We start from the raw sequence: 19,196 nt of genomic DNA on the forward strand, positions 1-19,196 counted from the left end.
CTCTAATATATTCAATTTATCCCATTGCGATGATAATTTTTCAAGGTTTACTAATATAACATCAAATTCAAATTCAAACTCTTCTCGATGAATCGCCTCTTCGAGGCTTATTATATGCATCGAAAAACCTTGATAAAATGCTTGTTCAAGTAAGTGATGGTAAATAACTTCCGCCTGACCAATATAAAGTACTGACTTAGATTTCATTAAATCAAGCTTAAGTTGCTTCACTTGATCAGAAAAATAATCAGGAAAAGTTAAAATAAACTCCGTCCATTCTCCCAAAACTGAACGGCAATCAATACTACCAGCAAACGAACGCATGACTTTTCGGCAAAAAGGTAGCCCCAGTCCATAACTATTATTTTTACCAAAAGTATAAAAATCTTTAAAAATTTCATCTAGCTGATCAGGGGCAATTCCAATGCCATTATCTCTGACTACTATCAGGTTGTCGCCATCTTGCCGTTTTAACTCAATATCAACCTGAAAGTGGTCACTGTTTTGATAATAAAATGCATTTTTTAACAAGTTATATAACGCAAATTTAAGTAGCGTGTCACTCCCTAAAAAATCAAACTCATGCTCGATGGTGACTTTTAACATCGATTTATCCAACGCTTTGGGGTAAGAAAAAGAGCGGATTGCATTGTTGACTATCGCTTTCGCTGAATGCTTTTTAAAAGTTGAGGTAGAAACTCGATTCTCATCAATCGAGGTCAATAATAAATCGATTGTCTCATTACCTGAATGAATCACCTCATCGGCATTAGTAAGAATTTCATGTAGCTGCTCTAATTCTTGAGCCGTTAATGTATAATTAGCCGTTGAGGATTGAGTCGTAGGCAATATAGAACGTAATACATCTACTGATGATTTTAACGCACTCAATGGATTACGCATTTCATGGGCAATGCCAGCCCCAAAAGATTTCGCAATTGAGACTTTACTTTCATGAGATACCTGATTACGAAAATAGAACAAGTTGCCAAATACATAGGTAAAGATAAAGATCGGAATATAAGTTAATGAAATGGGCTGACTCGGCTCGGTATTCATCACATAATAGGCAGAAAAATAAGCCATTAATGATGCAATTAACGCTTGAATTAACATCACTTTGGTTTCATGTACCAACAAAATGTGTAAGAAGATAGAAGCCATGAAAGACATCGCCCATTCGGTTGACCAGCCATTCATTAACATCATATAAAAAAAGAAAAAAGGTAAGCAAAAGCCAATAGACACAAGGTAATAATACGGTAAATAACGGTGTAATACCTTAGGAAAAGCGTGCCGAAAGGCAATGCCAGCAAATAACAGTGAACAAAAACTACGCAGTGCTAAAGACTCATACGGCTGCGGAAAAAGGTAGGCCCATACATAATAATAGATAGGAAAACCGATCAGCCCCATCCATCCAACTAACGTTAGGTTTGGCTCCGCATATTGGTATATTTTTTTTATTGCATCCATATTATTCGCCAGTACGAGTGAGCAAGTAGTACCACTATACAATAAGTTTAATGTTACTGCCGCGAACAGATGTCTCAACATCCAATCTTAATGCAATTTGCTCTTTTAATTCAGCCACATGAGAAATAATGCCAATACAACGCCCCCCTTGTTGTAAATCGATCAAGGTTTGAATCGCCAAATCCAAAGATTCAGGATCTAAACTGCCGAATCCTTCATCAATAAATAAGGTTTCTAGGCGAATACCGCCGCTATAAGATTGCACCACATCGGATAACCCCAAGGCGAGTGATAGTGCCGCCATAAAAGATTCTCCGCCTGATAATGTCGCAACATCACGCCATTTTCCGGTATACGCATCTTCCACCATTAAGTCGAGGCCTGAGCCCGCGTTCCCTTTCGCCCGCTCCTCCTTACGTTTAAGCCAATAACGTCCTTTACTCATTCGTTGTAAGCGCTGTGAGGCCTGCAGTAGAACATCTTCGAGCAATACGCCTAACACAAAGCGATGTAAGCTCACTTTCGCTCCTGTTCGGCCATTAGCAATATCGCTGAGCGTTCCGTAAATTTGATATTCTTTTTCGAGTGCAGCATTTTGTTCATACAATCGGACCAGTTTCTCACTCACTTGTTGTAAGCTATCAAGTCGAGAGCGATGTTGAGTAAACGTTTTGAGCTTAGCCGATACCTCACTTTCTTGAAGGTCTATCCTAGCTTGAATCTCAGCTGATTGTGGTGGCTGCTTATTAGCTAATGTCTGTTGTAAACTTTCTAATTTGCCTTGTAGTGTAGACCATCGATGCTCAAATTGACGGATGTCGCCCTCTATGGTGCTGATGGAGGCATCATCAATCCGCGCCTGCAAATAATGCTCTTGACTGTCAAAAGGACTTTGGCTTAACGCCACCTGCCATTCTTGCAGTGTGCGTTGCCACGCTTTTGTCCATCTTGTACATTGCTCATTCGTACCGATTAGCGACGATTGTGCGGCAGAGTACTGAGTTTGCATTTGTGTTAAGTGAGTTCTTGCCAATTGCTCCGCTTGCTGTAGCGTTTGTATCTGCTGATGAACAGCAGAGTACTGTTCTCTTACCTGATCGACATGAGTAAAGTCACTACTGATTTCCGCTTGTAAACTGGTGACTTGAGTGTGCGCTTCAATTTCCAGCTGTTTCAGATGCTCTAGCGCACTCTTTTGCTGCTCAGCTTGAGCCTGAGTTGTGCGTAGCTCTTGCTCTAACTGGGTAATTTTGACTTCAAGTTGCTGAGGATTTAATTGAGAAAGCTGCTCAATTTCTTGAGTGAGCTGTTTATCCTGCTCTTGCAATACGGTTAAATCGGCGATCTGTTTATCTGCTATCAACTCAGCGAGTTGCTGCCATTCTTTTTCAAAATAGCTCAGCTCACTTTTTACTTGCTGGTATTGCTTTAGCCACTCAACTTCACTGGCTTCTGCTTTTTTCTGCCCGTCTCTGGCTTGTCTTACCTGCTCTTTAGTGACAACGTCACCAGAAAACTGGGCAATATTGGGGTGGGTTTGACTGCCACAGACTGGGCAAGCCTCACCGTCGTTTAATCTTTGAGCCAACTCTGCCGCTTGGTTAGTATGCCAGCACAGTTCTAAGTGATCCGCTTGCCGCCTTGCCAACTTAGCATCCGTTTGTGCTGCTTGATAACCGCTCTCAACCAGATTAAATTGCTCAGTCTTTTCCTGTTTTTGCTGAACGAATGCGGATTGCTTACGACGTAACGCAATGTGATCGTTTACTTGTGCTTGGGTTAGGAGCTTGGCTTCTAAACGGCCCTTTCGTTGGTAAACTGTATCTAATTGTTCGCGCTGAACGTGTAACTGCGTTTCAAGCGTTTGTACTTTAAGTTGAACTTGCTCGATACTTTTTTGAGCCGCTACGTATTGCTGCTTTGCTTTGTGGTGAAGCTTTTTCTGTTCTTCTAGCGCAGCAAATTTTTTACCAATCCCTTCTAATTGATAACGTTGTTGACTTAGCGGTTCTACTTGCTCCGCAGACTTCGCCGCCTGTTGATAAGCCAGCGTTGCCTCTTCTAACTGCTTTTCGGCCAAAGAAAAGGCTTGCTGCTTAGCGACTTGAGCTTGCTTAGCTAAGTCAAGTTGACGCTGAGCTTCACAATGTTGTTGATAGGGTAAATCAAGACGAGCCGCTTTTTGGGCTTGTTGTAAACGCTTACGCAAAGCCTCAATTTCGGGTTGCTGAGCAAGCATGGCCGTTTTTTCTATTTCAAGCTGTGTTTGCTGGCTAAATTGCTTTTGCAGCTCTTGTGCCTCATTCCATTGTTGCTTTAAAGCTTCGAGTTGCTTTTGTGATGTTTGATATGCTTGCTCACTTTGTTGTACTAAAGGCTGAATCGTCAAAATTTCCGCTTGTAATGCTTCCTCACTACTCAGTGACGTCACATCTAATGCTCCTTTGATCTGATGATCAAACTGTTCTTTTCGTTTACGGATATCCGACGCGCGCTCAAGTAGCTCTCGTTCAATTTGCGCATAAATCTGAGTTTGAAATAGCTGACCAAAAATTTGTTCACGTTCCTTTGAGTTAGCAATCAACAGCTCTCGAAACTTTCCTTGCGGAATCACCATCACTTGACGAAACTGCTTCACATCAAGCCCAATTAATTGCAACATCGCTTTACTGACTGGGGTTGGGCGATGCGCAATGAGTTTTTCTTCTCCCGAATCGAGCCGTTCAACCAAACTGGCGGCATGATTTTTTTTGGTTGTTCCTTCCCCACGCTGTTTCGCCACTTCTTGATCTGGGCTGCGCGTGATCATAAAACGGCGTTGGTTTAGCTCAAAAATAAACTGAACTTCCGTTAAGAGTGAATTAGGCGCATAGTCGCAGCGCATTTGATCACCTGAACGCTCACTACCTGTTGTTTCACCATATAAGGCATAACAAATCGCATCCAAAATTGAGCTTTTCCCTGCTCCTGTTGGGCCATTTATCAGGAACAGCGGCGCATGGCCAAACTGACTAAAGTCGATAATTTGTTGAGTTGCAAAAGGACCAAAGGCTTGGAGCGTCAATTGAATCGGTCGCATAATTACAAAAGCTCCTTATGCTTCAGTGATTGAATAACATCAGAAATAGCAAGTACTTGAGGCTCAGATAATGGCTCTTGCTTAGCTTCCAAGAAAAAATCCCGAAACATGTCCATTTCGCCTCGTGCTAATCGCGCACGTCCCATGGCTTGATCGGCATCCATCAACATGCCAGGCTTTTCTAAGTGCAGAACATGAGGATAGACTTGGCGTAATTTTTCCATCGGATCAAGGATCGCGTGTTTATCCATCAGGCGAACCAAAAGATAATCTTCATGGTTAGGGTCGTGTCGCCCTTGTTCAATTAAGTCGGCTAGCTCTCCCTCGACAATACGCATATCATAGCGAGATGATAGAGGAAGGTGCTGCGCCGAGACAAATCCCTCTTTATTCAACTCAACCAGAGTCATGCCTTTTTTTTGATGTTGCTCCGAAAAGCTGTACTTCAGCAAAGATCCACTGTAACGGATAAAGTCTTGTCCTTTCTGCTGAGGCTGGTGCAAATGCCCTAATGCCACATAATCAAAAGGTAAAAAATGTTCATGATTAACTCGGTCTGAACCACCAATAGAAAGTGGCCGTTCAGATTCAGACTCCATTGCACCATCAACAAAACAGTGACTAATCAATACATGCCGCTGTGACGAATCAAACTGTTCAACTATACGTTTGCAAAGATATTGGTGGGCTTCATCATGGCTGCTGACTTTATTTTGAAACGCATCTCGGACTAATTCAGGGTCATTATACGGCATACCATAAAACGCCACTTCTCCAGCCTGCTCAGACTTCAGCACCACAGGTGTGAGCATCTGAGAAAAGTTACTGATGATATGTAAACCGGATGATTGCATCTGTTTGGCCGCAAACCCCAAACGCTTAGCACCATCATGATTACCCGGAATCATGATCACCGGAATACCCTGTTGTCCACAGACTTTGCTGACGACCTCATCCAATAATTCAATCGCTGCGGTCGGTGGAACAGAACGGTCATACACATCACCTGACACCACCAACGCGTCTACTGGATATTGCTCCATGTATTGAATCATTTGATTAAGAACATGTCGTTGATCATCAAGCAATGATACGTTATGAAATTGACGACCTAAATGCCAATCAGAGGTGTGCAAAAACTTCATTCCAAGCCTATAAGCCAATAGGGATAATAACACTATGATATACCTAACTAACTTCAAGATGCTAGGAACAATCCCCCGCACAATTGATCGACATTAGCGCGTCACTTATCTAAAAAATGCGTCAACCACAAATAAAACTATCTCATAAAGGCATCAGCTCACGACGAACCTTGAGCTTTCTTGGTATCAGTTCAATACCCGTGGCATAACGTTTGGCTGAAGCATTAAGTGCCAGTGCTAAAGCACTGTCCGCTATAAGTTCAAACTGCTGAGGTAATGAGTTGATTTTTATCGGTAAAAAATCCAGCAGCCGATTATCGCCAAAAGTAGCTAGATGCAACTTATCCATCAATTCTGGGTATTCCAAAAGCACATCCAAAATACCTTCTAATAAGGTATATGAGGTCGAGACGATGGCATCCGGCATCGTCCCTTCTCTTCGCCACTGTTCAAAAATCCTTCGCCCTTCTTGACGATTAAAGTGCTCGCCATACCCTAGTAAGGCTTGCTTATTTTCTGCTTTTAACGCAGATTCAAAACCTAGCTGGCGTTCCTGAGAAATACTAAGTTCTGGCAAGGCTCCAATCAACCCAACCGTTATGACCGACTCACTTAATACGGATTGGGTTAATTCAAACGCAGCGCCAAAGTCTTCACTGATCACACAGGGAAAATATTCGTCATCTAAAGGACGGTCAATCGCAATCACAGGCGTCCCAGCCCGCTGCATTTTACAATAGAATTCACTGGCATCAGGCATACTACTAGCAACAAATAGTGCATCAATGCGGCGAGAAACCAAAGCCTGCGCGACGTTTTTTTCAATAGCTGCATCGTCATCCGAACAACCGATTAAAATTTGGTAGCCAGCTTGTCGTGAGTTTTGCTCTAGCAATTTTGCTAATTTGGCATAACTGGTATTTTCTAGATCTGGGATGATCAAACCAAATGAGCGGCTATTTCCGGCTCGCAGTGAAGAAGCCGCTAAATCGGGTCGATAGTTATATTGATCAACCACTGCCATGACTTTTTGCTGCGTTTTTTCACTGATTCGGTATTTAGTCGCTTTGCCATTGATTACATAACTGGCGGTAGTTTTAGAGACGCCAGCCAACTTGGCGATTTCATCAAGTGTCATATCCATTACTCTAGTTCTGTGCGTAGGATCATAGAAATAAATCTTTGATCCTAAATTGAGTTGAATTATACGCTGAATCGATTCAGTATTAAAGCTGAAAGGATTCAGCAAAAACATAAACTGATAGCTAAGTCGAGTTTTTTAGACTACACCTAGTAAAACAGATTTATTTTCCTCAATGACGGTTTTGCTAAATTTTTTTGAACTTAAAGCTGAAACGATTCAGCTCATTTAAATAACCCTCACACCGATCTGTTAAATTCGGTGCGATGACAAAGAAGCCTTCGATAGGCTAAGGGGCTAAACATGCTGCAACTTTCACCTAAAGATATTCGCTTAGATCAAATGCCATCCAACAAGCAAGAGGCCATTCGTTCTATCGCGGCAGATCTAACAGAAAAAAAACTGGTCGAATCGAACTATGTCCAAGGTATGCTAAACCGTGAAGCACAAAATTCGACGTTCTTAGGTAATGGCATTGCCATTCCACACGGTACCATCGATACCCGTGACTTAGTACAAGAAACCGGTGTGGCAGTTCATCATTTTCCTCATGGGGTCGATTGGGGAGACGGTAACACGGTTTATGTCGCTATTGGAATTGCCGCAAAATCAGATGAACATTTAGGCATTTTAAAACAGTTAACTAAAGTATTGTCTGCTGATGGGGTCGAAGAGAAGCTTAAGCAAGCAAAACAAGCCTCAGATATTATTGCTCTACTCAATGGTGATGTGCAATTCGAAGCAGATTTTGATCCATCCTTAATTCAACTTCTCTTCCCTGCCAGCGATATGCTCCAAATGAGTGCCGTTGCAGGTGGACTCCTTAAAAATACAGGTTGTGCAGACAGCAAGTTTGTCGCCGAACTTGTGACCAAACAACCAACTCATTTAGGTAAAGGCCTTTGGTTAGTCAGTAGTGATAAACAGGTAAAGCGCAGTGGAATGTCTTTTGTTTCAACCGCCAATCACTGCGACTATCAAGGCACGCCGGTAAAAGCATTAATCGCCATTGCCGCGTGTAATGCCTCTCATCACAGTTTGTTAGATAAGATCACACAACTCGTGTTTGTTCAACAACAAGAAAAACTATTACAGGCCGATGCTCAGCAATTAATCGCGCTGTTCACACAAGAAGTCAATACTGTAACGCTCTCACACAGTGAAACCGAGGGTGGCGAAAGTGCGGTATTTAAAATCACCAACACACACGGATTACACGCTCGCCCAGGAGCCATGCTGGTCGCTGAAGCGAAAAAATTCACATCTAACATTAAGGTCTCAAACTTAGATGGGGACGGTAAAGCCGTCAATGCAAAAAGTTTAATGAAAGTGATTGCGCTGGGTGTAAAACACGGCCATCGGTTGCAATTTACTGCAGAAGGCCCAGATGCAGCCCAAGCGCTTGAGTCGATTGGTTTCGCCATTAAATCTGGTCTTGGTGAGCATTAAGGAGCCTGTCATGAGTAATAAAGTGGTCACTATTACCCTAAACCCAGCTTTAGATTTGACTGGCAGTCTAGATTCCTTGCAAGTCGGTTCCGTGAGTTTGGTAAAACAAGGTTCACTTCACCCCGCTGGTAAAGGCGTCAATGTTGCTAAAGTGCTGAGCGATCTCGGGGCTAAGGTTACCGTTACTGGTTTTCTTGGCCTAGATAATCAAGAAATGTTTTGCCAATTTTTTGAACAGATTGGCGCGCAAGATCAATTTATTCGTATTCAAGGGGCAACTCGGATTAATGTCAAATTGGTCGAAAAATCGGGTCAGGTCAGTGATATCAACTTCCCCGGCATTCATGTCAATGAACAAGATATTGCTCACTTTGAACAAACCTTATTCCAACTGGCTGAGGATCACGACTACTTTGTGCTAGCGGGTAGCTTACCTTCTGGTATTTCCCCTCAGCTTTGCGCCACTTGGATAGCAAAATTGTCCTCTTTAGGTAAGAAAGTCCTTTTTGATAGCAGTCGAGATGCTTTAGCCGTTGGCATTGACGCTAAACCTTGGTTAATCAAGCCTAATGATGAGGAATTGGCCCAATTTGTTGGCCGTGAATTACCCAACCCTGAAGCTTGCCGCCTGGCCGCAGAACAATTGGCCGACAAAGGTATTGAGAATATCGTCGTCTCAATGGGGGCCGAAGGCACCATGTGGCTGAATCAAGGGCAATGGTTACATGCTAAACCGCCCAAAATGGAGGTTATTAGTACCGTTGGTGCGGGCGATACCTTAGTCGCTGGCCTGTGCTGGGGCCATATGCAAGCAATGGAAAAAGAATCGCTGATCACTTTCGCTACCGCGCTCTCCGCTCTTGCGGTGACGCAAGTTGGCGTGGGTATACCCAGTGTTGAACACTTAATTTCCCTACAAAAAGAGATCCACCTACAACCCGTTAGTCATAAAACTAACCATTAAGGACAGAAGGTCGAAACTATGAATATTGCCATCATTACCGCATGCCCCAGTGGGGTTGCCAATAGTATTATTGCCGCAGGTCTGCTTGAGCAGGCTGCCAAATCATTGAACTGGACGGCAACGGTTGAGTGTCACTCTACTGTATTAGAAACCCATACGTTAACAGAAGCAGAAATTGCACAAGCTGACGTGGTCATTATTGCCACCAATACTCCTATTGATACGACCCGTTTCATTGGTAAAAAAGTCTACCAAAGTGATATTTCTGCCTGTACGAGCGATCCTAAAGCTTACCTGACCATGGCAGTCCAACAAGCCGCAGAGCTTTCAGCTACAGAAGCCACCACTTTCCAATCACTGGCGACAACCAGTCATGCTGCGAAAAAAATTGTTGCAATTACCGCATGCCCAACTGGGGTTGCTCATACCTTTATGGCCGCAGAAGCTCTAGAAGAAGAAGGTAAACGTCGTGGCCATCAAATCAAAGTAGAAACGCGTGGCTCAGTAGGGGCAAAAAATCAGTTAACTGCGCAAGAGATTGCTGAAGCTGACTTAGTGATCATTGCTGCTGATATTGAAGTGCCGTTGGATCGCTTTAATGGTAAAAAAATGTACCGCACCAAAACGGGGCCTGCATTGAAAAAAACCGCAGAAGAAATGGATAAAGCCTTTACAATGGCAACCGTTTATCAGCACTCAAGTAACACAAATAATAATACGACCGAAGAGAAAAAAGGGGTCTATAAACACCTCATGACAGGGGTATCACATATGTTACCCGTGGTGGTTGCTGGTGGCTTGATCATCGCCCTTTCTTTCGTCTTTGGCATCGAAGCGTTCAAAGAGGAAGGCACACTTGCCGCGGCGTTGATGTCTATTGGCGGGGGATCTGCTTTCGCATTAATGATTCCTGTTCTCGCTGGTTATATTGCCTTCTCTATTGCTGACCGCCCAGGTTTAGCACCGGGTTTAATTGGCGGTATGCTAGCAAGTTCAACGGGAGCCGGTTTCTTAGGTGGAATAGCCGCAGGTTTCATCGCAGGTTATTCTGCAAAATGGATTTCCGATCATGTTTCTCTTCCACAATCGATGGAAGCATTAAAACCGATACTGATCATTCCTTTTATTGCTAGCTTGGTCACGGGTTTGGTGATGATTTACATCGTCGGAGGTCCGGTTTCTAGCATTATGTCCGCCATGACAGAGTTTCTAAATAGCATGGGTTCAACTAATGCAATATTGCTTGGTATTATTCTTGGAGCCATGATGTGCTTTGACTTAGGAGGCCCAGTCAATAAAGCAGCCTATACTTTTGGTGTCGGCCTGCTGGCTTCACAAACCTATGCACCGATGGCGGCGATCATGGCGGCGGGTATGGTTCCTGCACTAGGGATGGGATTAGCCACTTTTCTTGCTAAAGACAAATTTGAAGCGGGTGAACGTGAAGCAGGAAAAGCTTCATTTGTACTTGGGCTGTGTTTCATCTCTGAAGGTGCCATTCCTTTTGCTGCGAAAGATCCTATGCGTGTTATTCCTGCCTGTATGGTGGGCGGTGCATTAACCGGTGCATTATCTATGTTATTTGGAGCTAAATTAATGGCACCACACGGCGGCTTATTTGTGTTAATGATTCCAAATGCGATTACACCTGTAATCATGTACTTAGTCGCTATTGCTGCAGGAACTCTAGTAACAGGCGCTGGCTATGCTTTCCTAAAATCTCGCGCAAACAATAAACTTGCCACGACTGCTTAACTTCCTTTATACCCAAACAACTTGGAGTTGCAGGTAGGCGGCAAGTGAGTGACAAATTTGTCTGGAACAAATTTGAACAGCCGTAGACTGGCCTTTGGTGAGAGCCACGGATGGCTCTCATCATCTCCATGAGCATAGACAGGCTATGCGATTGGGGTGAAAGAATGTAGCCAATCCCTCTGCCACTTCAAGTCGGAAGGGTATATAACTCGTAGCAATGCATTGACGCCTCGCCAGTGAGCGTATTCTCGCTGGCTTTTTCCTTTTATTTTCCGAAAAAACGCCCTAGTGAATCGCAACTCAATGTTTTCAGCCACTTTCTACATTTTCTATTGTTATAAGAATAAATCGCTTTAGAAACAAAAAATCAGTATTGCTCATTTATACGCTTGTCAAACGACTCGGCGCACTAAATTGCGCGTTTATTAAACAATAACTTTGCTGTTTTGCAACCACGTCGACACTATTTTTTCGCATTACCATTATGATAAAAGTAGTTTCCCCAATACAGGAGTGTAGTCATGGCATACCAACATATTTTAGTTGCACTGGACTTGTCTGATGACAGTCAATTACTTATTGATAAAGCAATTTCATTTGCCAAACAACTTAATGCCGATGTTTCTCTGATCCACATTGATGGCGCTATTGGAGAAATCTATCCAGATTTAGTAGATATTCAGGCTAATCCTGATCATCGACCATTAACGGAGCATTCCAATCACCGTCTAAGGGAGCTGCAAAAATATACTAACTTCCCCATCCAACACTTTTATGTCGGAACAGGCGATTTAAGTAATAAGTTAGAAAAGATCATCAATGAGAATGGTTTTGATCTACTCATTTGTGGACATCACCATGACTTTGTTAGTCGACTACTTTCTTATTCTAGAAGCCTGATCAACCACTCTCCTATAGATATATTGGTGGTTCCTATGTAGCGGTTGACCTAATAAATATCCAATTGAGGGGTACGTTAACTTCGGTATCACGTAATCACTAGAGGGAATTGCTCAGATGCCCTTATTACGCATACTCCAAAGGATACATCTTCGATTGGTATTATCTATCGCCCTAACCAGTTTGGTTCGCCTACTCCTGTTGCCGATAAACGGATACTAAAAGTGAGTTTCATCAATCATACGATGCAATCTCCTCAATAGCCGTTTATCAGCAGCTAATACCACCTTAGCTTTAAAGTGGTTTCTACATTTTCTCGTCATAATCTGATCCAATCTTTCTGGGGACAATGAAAACAAAGTAATCATTTAAAGTCATGTTAAAAAATCGACAGCCTCTTCTCAATTTTTGATATATTGCTATCATCATATTATTTTTGTGAGTTAACATGCTGCAACATCAATACAGTGAGTCTGCGTGGACTGGGAAGCAACCAGGCTGTTATGAACCAGATTTGTCAAATTTACCTAAATTACCGCTAACACCACCTTGGTTAAAAGAACTTAGTGTAGGACTTAATTGTCTCTATGTTTTGGTTATAATCATGGTAACTCTTTCTATTATTGCTACATTAATTTTACTCTTTAGCTCTGGTTTTTATGTCGACCGTATACTGATTAATTCAATGATGAAACCTCTGGTTATCGCTTGGTTGATTAATCTAATTCTTATCGTTATTACTGTCTTTTTATTCCGAACTCAAAAAAAACATCGAGAGCATTGTGAAATGAAATATGACGATCTTGCTCATAATTTTACACAATCCATGCTGATATATAAGTGGGTTTATAATGGCATGAGTATCCCCACTACTACAATGGGTTTTATGGAATTAACTCCGAGCGTTTGGAAGCAACGAGGAATGGCGGATAAATTTGGACGCACGTTTTTTGATTGGAACCATATAAAATTAACCGTTTATGATTATTCGACCACTCGTTTTAAAAAGTGGCTTAAAATATGTAGGAAGGCTAATTTTATCATTTTTCCACTGCTTGGCTGGTCTTATATTATGCAGATGATTCATGAAGATGTATTCCTTCCTCCTTATATTCTGTTACTGGTATTACAAACGTTATTGTTGTTTTCTGGACGTTTTATATACGCTAGAGAAAAGCAGGTAAAACTTTATGAATACAACCGACATACTGGGCAAGTAAGCAAGTTTGATCCATCAGGAAATCAATTATGGAGTTATCCTTTTTCAGAATTTAATATGTATGTGAGATACCAGCCTGGTTCCGGGCAGGCCGATCGCAGCCCTTCCTATATTCCTTATATGATTCATCGCTATTCACCACACTGGAAAGTGGAAGACATTATTAGTTTTAATCCTCCTTGGACAACGCATTCTGACAGGCAAAGTACCAAAGAGTTAATGGATACTTTGATAGCCTTTATGAATGTTACATTACCGTTACCACAGTGTCTTGCGTTGCAGGCGTGCCGACATTTAGATTCAACGACACAGAGATTAGAATCAACTGAAGCTGGCAATAGAATCGATTTTTTATCTATGTCAGATAAAGAATACAAAGACATGCTATTTCAAATTTGGAAGGCGAGGCAAAGTGCTTATTGAGTTGTTTTTGCTATTCCATACCACACGAGTTTCAAAAACAGGCCAGCAACACTTTCTAATCCCATATACTCACCAACGAATTGCTCATTTTGGATAGCCGTAGGTAACTTTTGATGTAATAAACAATCGTTTCGCTCAAGACTATTTTTAGCAGTGGCTCATTAAAAACGAAGCAGATTCCTGACAATTGATCTTCGTAATGAGTCCACATTCGTTATTTTTCTTCGACATCCTTACCTTTTTCGTCGGTCGCCATATAGAGCATTGCTCTGAGGAATCCCCTGATGATTTAGATAAAAATCATTAAGTTAAGGTAGATGCACATCTTGTCATGTGATCAAATGATTTCGCCAAAAAACAACAACCAAACAACAAGATGTGCGAATTCAATATTTTACATGAATCTCTCTACCAATTCTGCCCTGAACTGCACTTAAAACGACTTAATAGCTTGATGCTAGCTTGCCGAGCTTTGCTTGATAGCAAAACTCTTACGCTCACCGAACTTGGCCGCAACTTACCCTGCCAAGCGAGAACTAAGCACAACATAAAGCGAATGGATCGTCTTTTAGGTAATCATCATCTGCATCAAGAGAGACTCGCCGTTTACCGTTGGCACGCTAGCTTTATCTGTGCGGGCAATCCCATGCCCGTGGTTCTCGTCGATTGGTCTGATATCCGTGAACACAAGAGACTTATGGTGCTTCGTGCATCTGTGGCACTACAAGGGCGTTCGGTCACTTTATATGAAAAGGCCTTTCCACTTTCAAAGCAGTGTTCTAAGTCTGCTCATGACCAGTTTCTATCTGACCTGGCAAGTATTTTACCTTCCTGTGTGACCCCTCTCATTATTAGTGATGCTGGATTTAAAGTGCCATGGTACAAATCTGTTGAAGAGCACGGATGGTACTGGTTGAGTCGAGTAAGAGGTAAAGTACAATTTGCTGAACTCGGTGCCGAAAATTGGCAGCCAGTCAGTAGCTTACATAGCAAAGCCTCTAGCAGAGCCAAAAGTCTTGGTTATCAAAAACTGACCAAAAGTAATGCCATCAACTGCCAAATAGCGCTGTATAGAGCATTACCTAAAGGCCGCAAGAATCAACGTTCTACCCGAACAAACTGTCACCATCCATCGCCCAAGGTGTACTCTGACTCAGCAAAGGAACCATGGGTATTGGCAACTAACTTACCGACGGCGGCACGTACTCCCAAGCAGTTGGTGAAGCTTTACGCAAAGCGTATGGAGATAGAAGAAACCTTCCGAGACTTAAAGAGTCCCGCTTACGGATTAGGCCTACGTCAAAGTCGCACTAGTTGTCCCAAAAGGTTCGATATTATTTTGCTGATAGCCCTAATGCTGCAACTTATGTTTTGGCTGGCAGGGATACATGCGCAAAGCCAAGGATGGGAAAGGCACTTTCAAGCGAATACAGTCAGAAATAGAAATGTCCTGTCTACCATTCGATTAGGAATGGAAGTCCTCAGGCGACCAGACTACGAGATAACAACTCAACAGCTCTTAGCTGCGGCGGTGGTTCTAGCTAAGCAACTATTAAAAGGTGGCTATGCACTGGCAGATTTATGAGGGGATCCCTCAGAGCATTGCTTTAACTTTTCAATATCTGGTACACAGTCGATAATTACAGGAGTATCACTGGGCAAAAGTCCAAACATTTTTTCTGTCGCGTTGTTAAACTTATCAAGTGACAAGTATAAGGAGTGCTTCTTTAGTGCTGCAAGTGAATTCAAGTTAACTGTTTGAAATGTGTATAATACCACTTTTGTCCCCAGTGCTTATAACGCCGAGTTAGGTAGTGAGTCACGCAGACCACTGCACTTAACGTATTGTGTCGTATAGACTAAAACTGAAGTAAGTTCAAAATGCCGAGCGTGTGGAATCTGCCTTAAATGCTGGTATGTATTTCCAAAAATTCGACGGAAGGCATTTTGAGCAGATAACCAATAAGGCCAAAGCTAGCAACTATGACCACATCGGCATATTGAGTCTGGAATTTAACGTCTCGCGTCTCTCAAGCTCAAACCAGTAATATTTCTCGTAATACTCTACTCGCTTATCTATGTCCAAAACTTACCTCAATTTCAAAGAATCATAATACCCGCTTAAGGGGTGAGTCATGTACTGAAAAAGCTACCGCATACCATCGTAGTCACGAAACTCATCTCATGCTGAAAATGCTATACATTACGAATCCTTCTTAAGCAGTTTGTTGGTTTTTTCGGACTCGAAATGCTTGAGCAGTTTTTCTACGCTGAATTTAAGTAATAGCTTGTCGATATCAGTAAATTCCCCTTCATTTATGATTATTTCATTTATTTGATAGCCAGAATCTAACTGGACAAGGTACTTTTTAAAATCGATTTGCTTCCTAGTTTCGTTAAAAATTGTTGCTAACTCGGGTTCATTTATAGTGATCGAATCTATCTTCCACTTAAAACCAGTCCGCTTAATCACAAATAGATCGGTTACATAGTCGAGATCATTTGATAGCTTAAAAAAACTACTTTTCTCAGTCTGTGACAGGTTTAAGCTAACCCTTATCCCTTGATTATTGATAAAAGGAAACCAATAATTTTCTTTTTTGAGATTGATGGAAAAATTGCTACCGTTAAATAAATCAAATCTCTTCAGCAAGCTAACAGTGAAAACAAACATATCTTGATCACAGTATGAATCGAAGTTTTGGGCGTTATCAGTAACAATCTTAATGCATTCGCTTGAGAAGTCTTCCTTTTTAAGCTTGATAAATAATTCACCTATAATCTCGTCTGCGCGACTGTTTTCACCAGCAACACTTACTACAAAAAAGAATGATACCACTACCACTAAAGAAATAATTCCAAATATCTTGTTCATAAACAATCCTTTGAACTTAAACTAGCCAACCGTAACCTCAAATGTTAAACCAAACCAAAACTGCCAAGCGTTGACTGTCCTCCTTTAATGCTTGTTATGATTCACATTGCTACCTATGTAGCATTACGCTACAATTATTTAATAACTTACAAGAGGATTATATTATGTCAACTGCAAGCATACGTCTTGATCAAGAACTCGTCGATAAAGCAGCTATCATGGCTAAAGCTCTGAATCGTACAACGCCTAAGCAAATTGAGCATTGGGCTAAAATCGGCGAAATGATGGAAGACAATCCAGATCTGCCTTATGAATTTGTGAGACAAGCCATTATTGCTAAAGCTGAAAAAGAAGCAGGTAAACTTGAGGCTTACAACTTTGGCTAAAATAACACAGGTTCTTCAGACTCCATCATTCAAAAAAACAGTCAAAAAACTGCACCAAAATCAAAAAGTGGATCTCGATAATGCCGTCAAAGCACTGATTGAGAACCCGCTTTTAGGCGAACAAAAGAAAGGTGATTTATCCTTTCTTAGAGTCTATAAATTTAAGATGGTAAAACAATTGACTCTGCTCGGTTACAGCTACCAAGATGGCACCGTTACACTCGAATTGATAACGCTTGGTTCACACGAAAACTTCTATCGTGATGTAAAGTTGTTTTACTGAATCTGAATGAATCATAACGCCGCGTTAAGGGGTGAGCAACGCAACACCAAAGCTTAACGCATAACACCGTAACCACAAAAACCAACCGCACAACAAAAATGCCGTGCGTTGCGAATCCCTCTTTAACGCTTTGTAGGTATTTGTTCCCAATCTACAATCTGGTCACTTTATCTTCTGGTAAATCTAAACCAGCCCATAAAATCCACTGAGGCTCACCATCGTCTATCAAACCAGCCTCAGTGTTGTAAGTACTTATTGAACCTTCGTCATCTTTCCATTTTCCAAAGATAATGAATTTACCATCAATAGTTTTATACATTGAAGTATTACGATTTTTGCCTAGTAGCTCTCCAATAAACCGATAAGCTTGTGAACAATGAATTACGGTTAATTCTTCCATCAAAACTCCTTTTGTATTGTAAACTTAGAATACCTAACGCCCTGTTAAGGTGTGAGCAACGCAATACCGATGCTACCGCATACCACCTTAACCACTAAAAACAATGCATAGTAAAAATGCCACGCGTTGCGAATCACTCTTAAACGCTCTTATTGCCCATTACGCGGAAGCGATTAAACCGAAACTTACACAATTAAAAAGTGAAAACATTCGTTTAATGAGTGACTTAGTGACAAGACGCAACCAGTTATTGACCATGCAAACCATGGAAAAGAACCGCTCTCAAATCATGCCTAAATCTGTTGCATCATCGATTAAATCACTACTTACCATGCTCAAAAAACAGATAGAAAATATTGAGACTAGAATCGAAAAACTCATCGAGACATGCCCTGATTACCAAGCCAAAAATGAGCTATTACAGAGCGTACCTGGCATCGGAAAAATTGCGGCAGCCTCCATCATCAGTAACGTCCCTGAGCTGGGCTACATCACCAACAAACAAGCGGCTTCATTAATCGGTGTCGCTCCCATTACTCGAGAAAGCGGCAGTTATAAGGGCAAGAGAATGATAAAAGGTGGACGCATGCAAGTCAGGACGGTTTTGTACATGGCCATGATGTCTGCAATGCAATGTAACCCTGTTTTTAAACAGCGCTATCAAAAGTTATTAGCCGCAGGCAAACCTAAAAAAGTAGCGATCATTGCTTGCGTCAGAAAGATGGTAGTTATCCTAAATTCTATGCTCAGAGACGGCTGTATGTGGGATGCAAACAACGCCAAAAATTAACTCTTGACGCCATAGTCTCTTGTTATGTGCGTTCGTTAAGTTTGAACGTTAGGGTATGATCTTCCCATTTACCTGCAATTTTTAAGTATTTTCTAGCCAGACCTTCTTTCTCGAAACCGAGTTTAAGAAGCACTTTTTCACTCGCTATATTATTTGGCATGTAAGTCGCCATTACTCGGTTCAGACCAACAACGTCAAACATGTAACTTATCGACGCTTGCAGTATTTCGGTCATATAACCTTGAGCTTCAAATTTTTTGGCAATGGAGTAACCTAAAAAGCACGCCTGAAAAACACCACGAGCTATACCCGTGAAACTACAAACACCAACAATTTCATCGGTATCTTTGTCCAAAGCTACAAACTTAACTTCACTACCTTTCTCGAACGCCGATTCACTGGCTTCACACTGAGACAACCAGTTATCTAAAGTATAAAATTCATCTGTACGAAGTGGTGACCATGGAGCTAAGTGCTCACGATTTTCGAGTTGGTATGTCAGCATACTTGAAGCATGCTTCTTGGACATCACTTCTATTCGAGTTCTTTCCGTATCTATCATTCTCCCTCCGAGCACATAACGCCGCATTAAGGGGCAGGCAACGCAAACTACTGCGCTCAAACTAGCCAGCCGTAACCTCAAATGCTCAACCAAACCAAAAATGCCAAGCGTTGACTGTCCCTCTTGAATGCTTTGTTATGTAACTTTGCTAACCATTTCAAAGCATTACAAAGAATAGCATTGCCAAATACCGTTTAACTTACATGAAAAGTTAGCAGTAACCCAGTAGAATTTGCGTGGTAACGACGAAACTGCGAGCCCTAGTTCAAAGAAAAAATGACTGCCACTAAACTTATCGCAAACTAGCTTTACCAATAAAGCTCAGGAGCAAAGACCCGAAGAACAAGGA

The 19,196-nt window shown here is 41.7% G+C and carries 15 protein-coding genes and 1 pseudogene; 9 read left to right on the top strand and 7 right to left on the bottom strand.

The annotated features are described in order from the left end of the window. From CAG57_RS07005 to cra, 4 genes are all read right to left on the bottom strand, one after another. Nucleotides 1-1,476: sensor histidine kinase (locus CAG57_RS07005; RefSeq protein ID WP_161439514.1), on the bottom strand; the 1,476-nt coding region annotated here is incomplete at its 3' end. Nucleotides 1,477-1,510: 34 nt separating this feature from the next. Further along, nucleotides 1,511-4,555, bottom strand: a complete 3,045-nt coding sequence (locus CAG57_RS07010; protein ID WP_161426861.1) for an AAA family ATPase — start codon at nucleotides 4,553-4,555, stop codon at nucleotides 1,511-1,513. 2 nt (nucleotides 4,556-4,557) lie between these two features. Further along, complete coding sequence (locus CAG57_RS07015) at nucleotides 4,558-5,700, bottom strand: exonuclease SbcCD subunit D (RefSeq protein WP_099611323.1); 1,143 nt, start codon at nucleotides 5,698-5,700, stop codon at nucleotides 4,558-4,560. A 142-nt stretch (nucleotides 5,701-5,842) separates the two neighbouring features. Continuing rightward, nucleotides 5,843-6,955: a catabolite repressor/activator gene (cra, locus tag CAG57_RS07020; RefSeq protein WP_099611324.1), complete on the bottom strand. Its 1,113-nt coding sequence runs from the start codon at nucleotides 6,953-6,955 to the stop codon at nucleotides 5,843-5,845. Between the two features lie 189 nt (nucleotides 6,956-7,144). Between cra and fruB the strand changes: the two genes are divergently transcribed. The 6 genes from fruB (at nucleotide 7,145) to CAG57_RS07050 (ending at nucleotide 15,136) form a co-directional block, all read left to right on the top strand. Next, nucleotides 7,145-8,290, top strand: coding sequence for a fused PTS fructose transporter subunit IIA/HPr protein (gene fruB / locus CAG57_RS07025; RefSeq protein ID WP_161426860.1), 1,146 nt, complete (start codon nucleotides 7,145-7,147; stop codon nucleotides 8,288-8,290). Nucleotides 8,291-8,300: 10 nt separating this feature from the next. Beyond that, the gene (pfkB, locus tag CAG57_RS07030; protein WP_161426859.1) at nucleotides 8,301-9,254 is read left to right on the top strand and encodes a 1-phosphofructokinase; all 954 of its coding nucleotides are present in this window, start codon (nucleotides 8,301-8,303) and stop codon (nucleotides 9,252-9,254) included. 18 nt (nucleotides 9,255-9,272) lie between these two features. Continuing rightward, a complete protein-coding gene (fruA, locus tag CAG57_RS07035; protein ID WP_161426858.1) occupies nucleotides 9,273-11,009 on the top strand; it encodes a PTS fructose transporter subunit IIBC in 1,737 nt (578 codons plus the stop codon). Nucleotides 11,010-11,530: 521 nt separating this feature from the next. Continuing rightward, a complete protein-coding gene (locus tag CAG57_RS07040; protein ID WP_099611327.1) occupies nucleotides 11,531-11,950 on the top strand; it encodes a universal stress protein in 420 nt (139 codons plus the stop codon). A 407-nt stretch (nucleotides 11,951-12,357) separates the two neighbouring features. Then, on the top strand, nucleotides 12,358-13,551 hold the full coding sequence (locus tag CAG57_RS07045; protein ID WP_161433976.1) for a hypothetical protein: 1,194 nt from the start codon (nucleotides 12,358-12,360) through the stop codon (nucleotides 13,549-13,551). 376 nt (nucleotides 13,552-13,927) lie between these two features. Beyond that, nucleotides 13,928-15,136, top strand: coding sequence for an IS4 family transposase (locus tag CAG57_RS07050; protein WP_161427661.1), 1,209 nt, complete (start codon nucleotides 13,928-13,930; stop codon nucleotides 15,134-15,136). A gap of 618 nt (nucleotides 15,137-15,754) precedes the next feature. Here the strand turns inward: CAG57_RS07050 and CAG57_RS07055 are convergent. After that, nucleotides 15,755-16,426: a hypothetical protein gene (locus CAG57_RS07055; RefSeq protein WP_161427662.1), complete on the bottom strand. Its 672-nt coding sequence runs from the start codon at nucleotides 16,424-16,426 to the stop codon at nucleotides 15,755-15,757. A gap of 164 nt (nucleotides 16,427-16,590) precedes the next feature. Between CAG57_RS07055 and CAG57_RS07060 the strand changes: the two genes are divergently transcribed. Both CAG57_RS07060 and CAG57_RS07065 read left to right on the top strand, forming a co-directional pair. After that, on the top strand, nucleotides 16,591-16,812 hold the full coding sequence (locus CAG57_RS07060; RefSeq protein WP_105977314.1) for a TA system antitoxin ParD family protein: 222 nt from the start codon (nucleotides 16,591-16,593) through the stop codon (nucleotides 16,810-16,812). Beyond that, nucleotides 16,805-17,095, top strand: coding sequence for a type II toxin-antitoxin system RelE/ParE family toxin (locus CAG57_RS07065; protein WP_161433978.1), 291 nt, complete (start codon nucleotides 16,805-16,807; stop codon nucleotides 17,093-17,095). The genes CAG57_RS07060 and CAG57_RS07065 overlap by 8 nt, the downstream gene beginning before the upstream one ends. A 151-nt stretch (nucleotides 17,096-17,246) precedes the next feature. Here the strand turns inward: CAG57_RS07065 and CAG57_RS07070 are convergent, their stop codons facing one another. Further along, nucleotides 17,247-17,495 carry a hypothetical protein gene (locus CAG57_RS07070; RefSeq protein WP_161433980.1) on the bottom strand — a complete coding sequence of 83 codons (249 nt, stop codon included), beginning with the start codon at nucleotides 17,493-17,495 and terminating at the stop codon, nucleotides 17,247-17,249. Between the two features lie 148 nt (nucleotides 17,496-17,643). Here CAG57_RS07070 and CAG57_RS07080 point away from each other — a divergent pair. Further along, a pseudogene (locus tag CAG57_RS07080) lies at nucleotides 17,644-18,285 on the top strand (IS110 family transposase); the annotation flags it as partial. Between the two features lie 22 nt (nucleotides 18,286-18,307). On the opposite strand, the gene CAG57_RS07085 reads toward CAG57_RS07080, so the two are convergent. Beyond that, on the bottom strand, nucleotides 18,308-18,847 hold the full coding sequence (locus CAG57_RS07085) for a GNAT family N-acetyltransferase (protein ID WP_161433983.1): 540 nt from the start codon (nucleotides 18,845-18,847) through the stop codon (nucleotides 18,308-18,310). Nucleotides 18,848-19,196: the final 349 nt, after the last annotated feature.

Source organism: Vibrio sp. V30_P3S12P165 (genome assembly GCF_009904905.1).
Lineage (GTDB): Bacteria > Pseudomonadota > Gammaproteobacteria > Enterobacterales > Vibrionaceae > Vibrio > Vibrio fujianensis.

What these genes read in the sequence shown, in the direction of transcription:
- CAG57_RS07045 (WP_161433976.1), top strand. Translation starts at nt 12,358, where the DNA reads ATGCTGCAACATCAATACAGTGAGTCTGCGTGGACTGGGAAGCAACCA.
- fruB (WP_161426860.1), top strand. Translation starts at nt 7,145, where the DNA reads ATGCTGCAACTTTCACCTAAAGATATTCGCTTAGATCAAATGCCATCC.
- CAG57_RS07070 (WP_161433980.1), bottom strand. Translation starts at nt 17,495, where the DNA reads ATGGAAGAATTAACCGTAATTCATTGTTCACAAGCTTATCGGTTTATT.
- CAG57_RS07060 (WP_105977314.1), top strand. Translation starts at nt 16,591, where the DNA reads ATGTCAACTGCAAGCATACGTCTTGATCAAGAACTCGTCGATAAAGCA.
- CAG57_RS07010 (WP_161426861.1), bottom strand. Translation starts at nt 4,555, where the DNA reads ATGCGACCGATTCAATTGACGCTCCAAGCCTTTGGTCCTTTTGCAACT.
- CAG57_RS07040 (WP_099611327.1), top strand. Translation starts at nt 11,531, where the DNA reads ATGGCATACCAACATATTTTAGTTGCACTGGACTTGTCTGATGACAGT.
- fruA (WP_161426858.1), top strand. Translation starts at nt 9,273, where the DNA reads ATGAATATTGCCATCATTACCGCATGCCCCAGTGGGGTTGCCAATAGT.
- CAG57_RS07055 (WP_161427662.1), bottom strand. Translation starts at nt 16,426, where the DNA reads ATGAACAAGATATTTGGAATTATTTCTTTAGTGGTAGTGGTATCATTC.
- cra (WP_099611324.1), bottom strand. Translation starts at nt 6,955, where the DNA reads ATGTTTTTGCTGAATCCTTTCAGCTTTAATACTGAATCGATTCAGCGT.
- CAG57_RS07085 (WP_161433983.1), bottom strand. Translation starts at nt 18,847, where the DNA reads ATGATAGATACGGAAAGAACTCGAATAGAAGTGATGTCCAAGAAGCAT.
- CAG57_RS07015 (WP_099611323.1), bottom strand. Translation starts at nt 5,700, where the DNA reads ATGAAGTTTTTGCACACCTCTGATTGGCATTTAGGTCGTCAATTTCAT.
- pfkB (WP_161426859.1), top strand. Translation starts at nt 8,301, where the DNA reads ATGAGTAATAAAGTGGTCACTATTACCCTAAACCCAGCTTTAGATTTG.
- CAG57_RS07050 (WP_161427661.1), top strand. Translation starts at nt 13,928, where the DNA reads ATGTGCGAATTCAATATTTTACATGAATCTCTCTACCAATTCTGCCCT.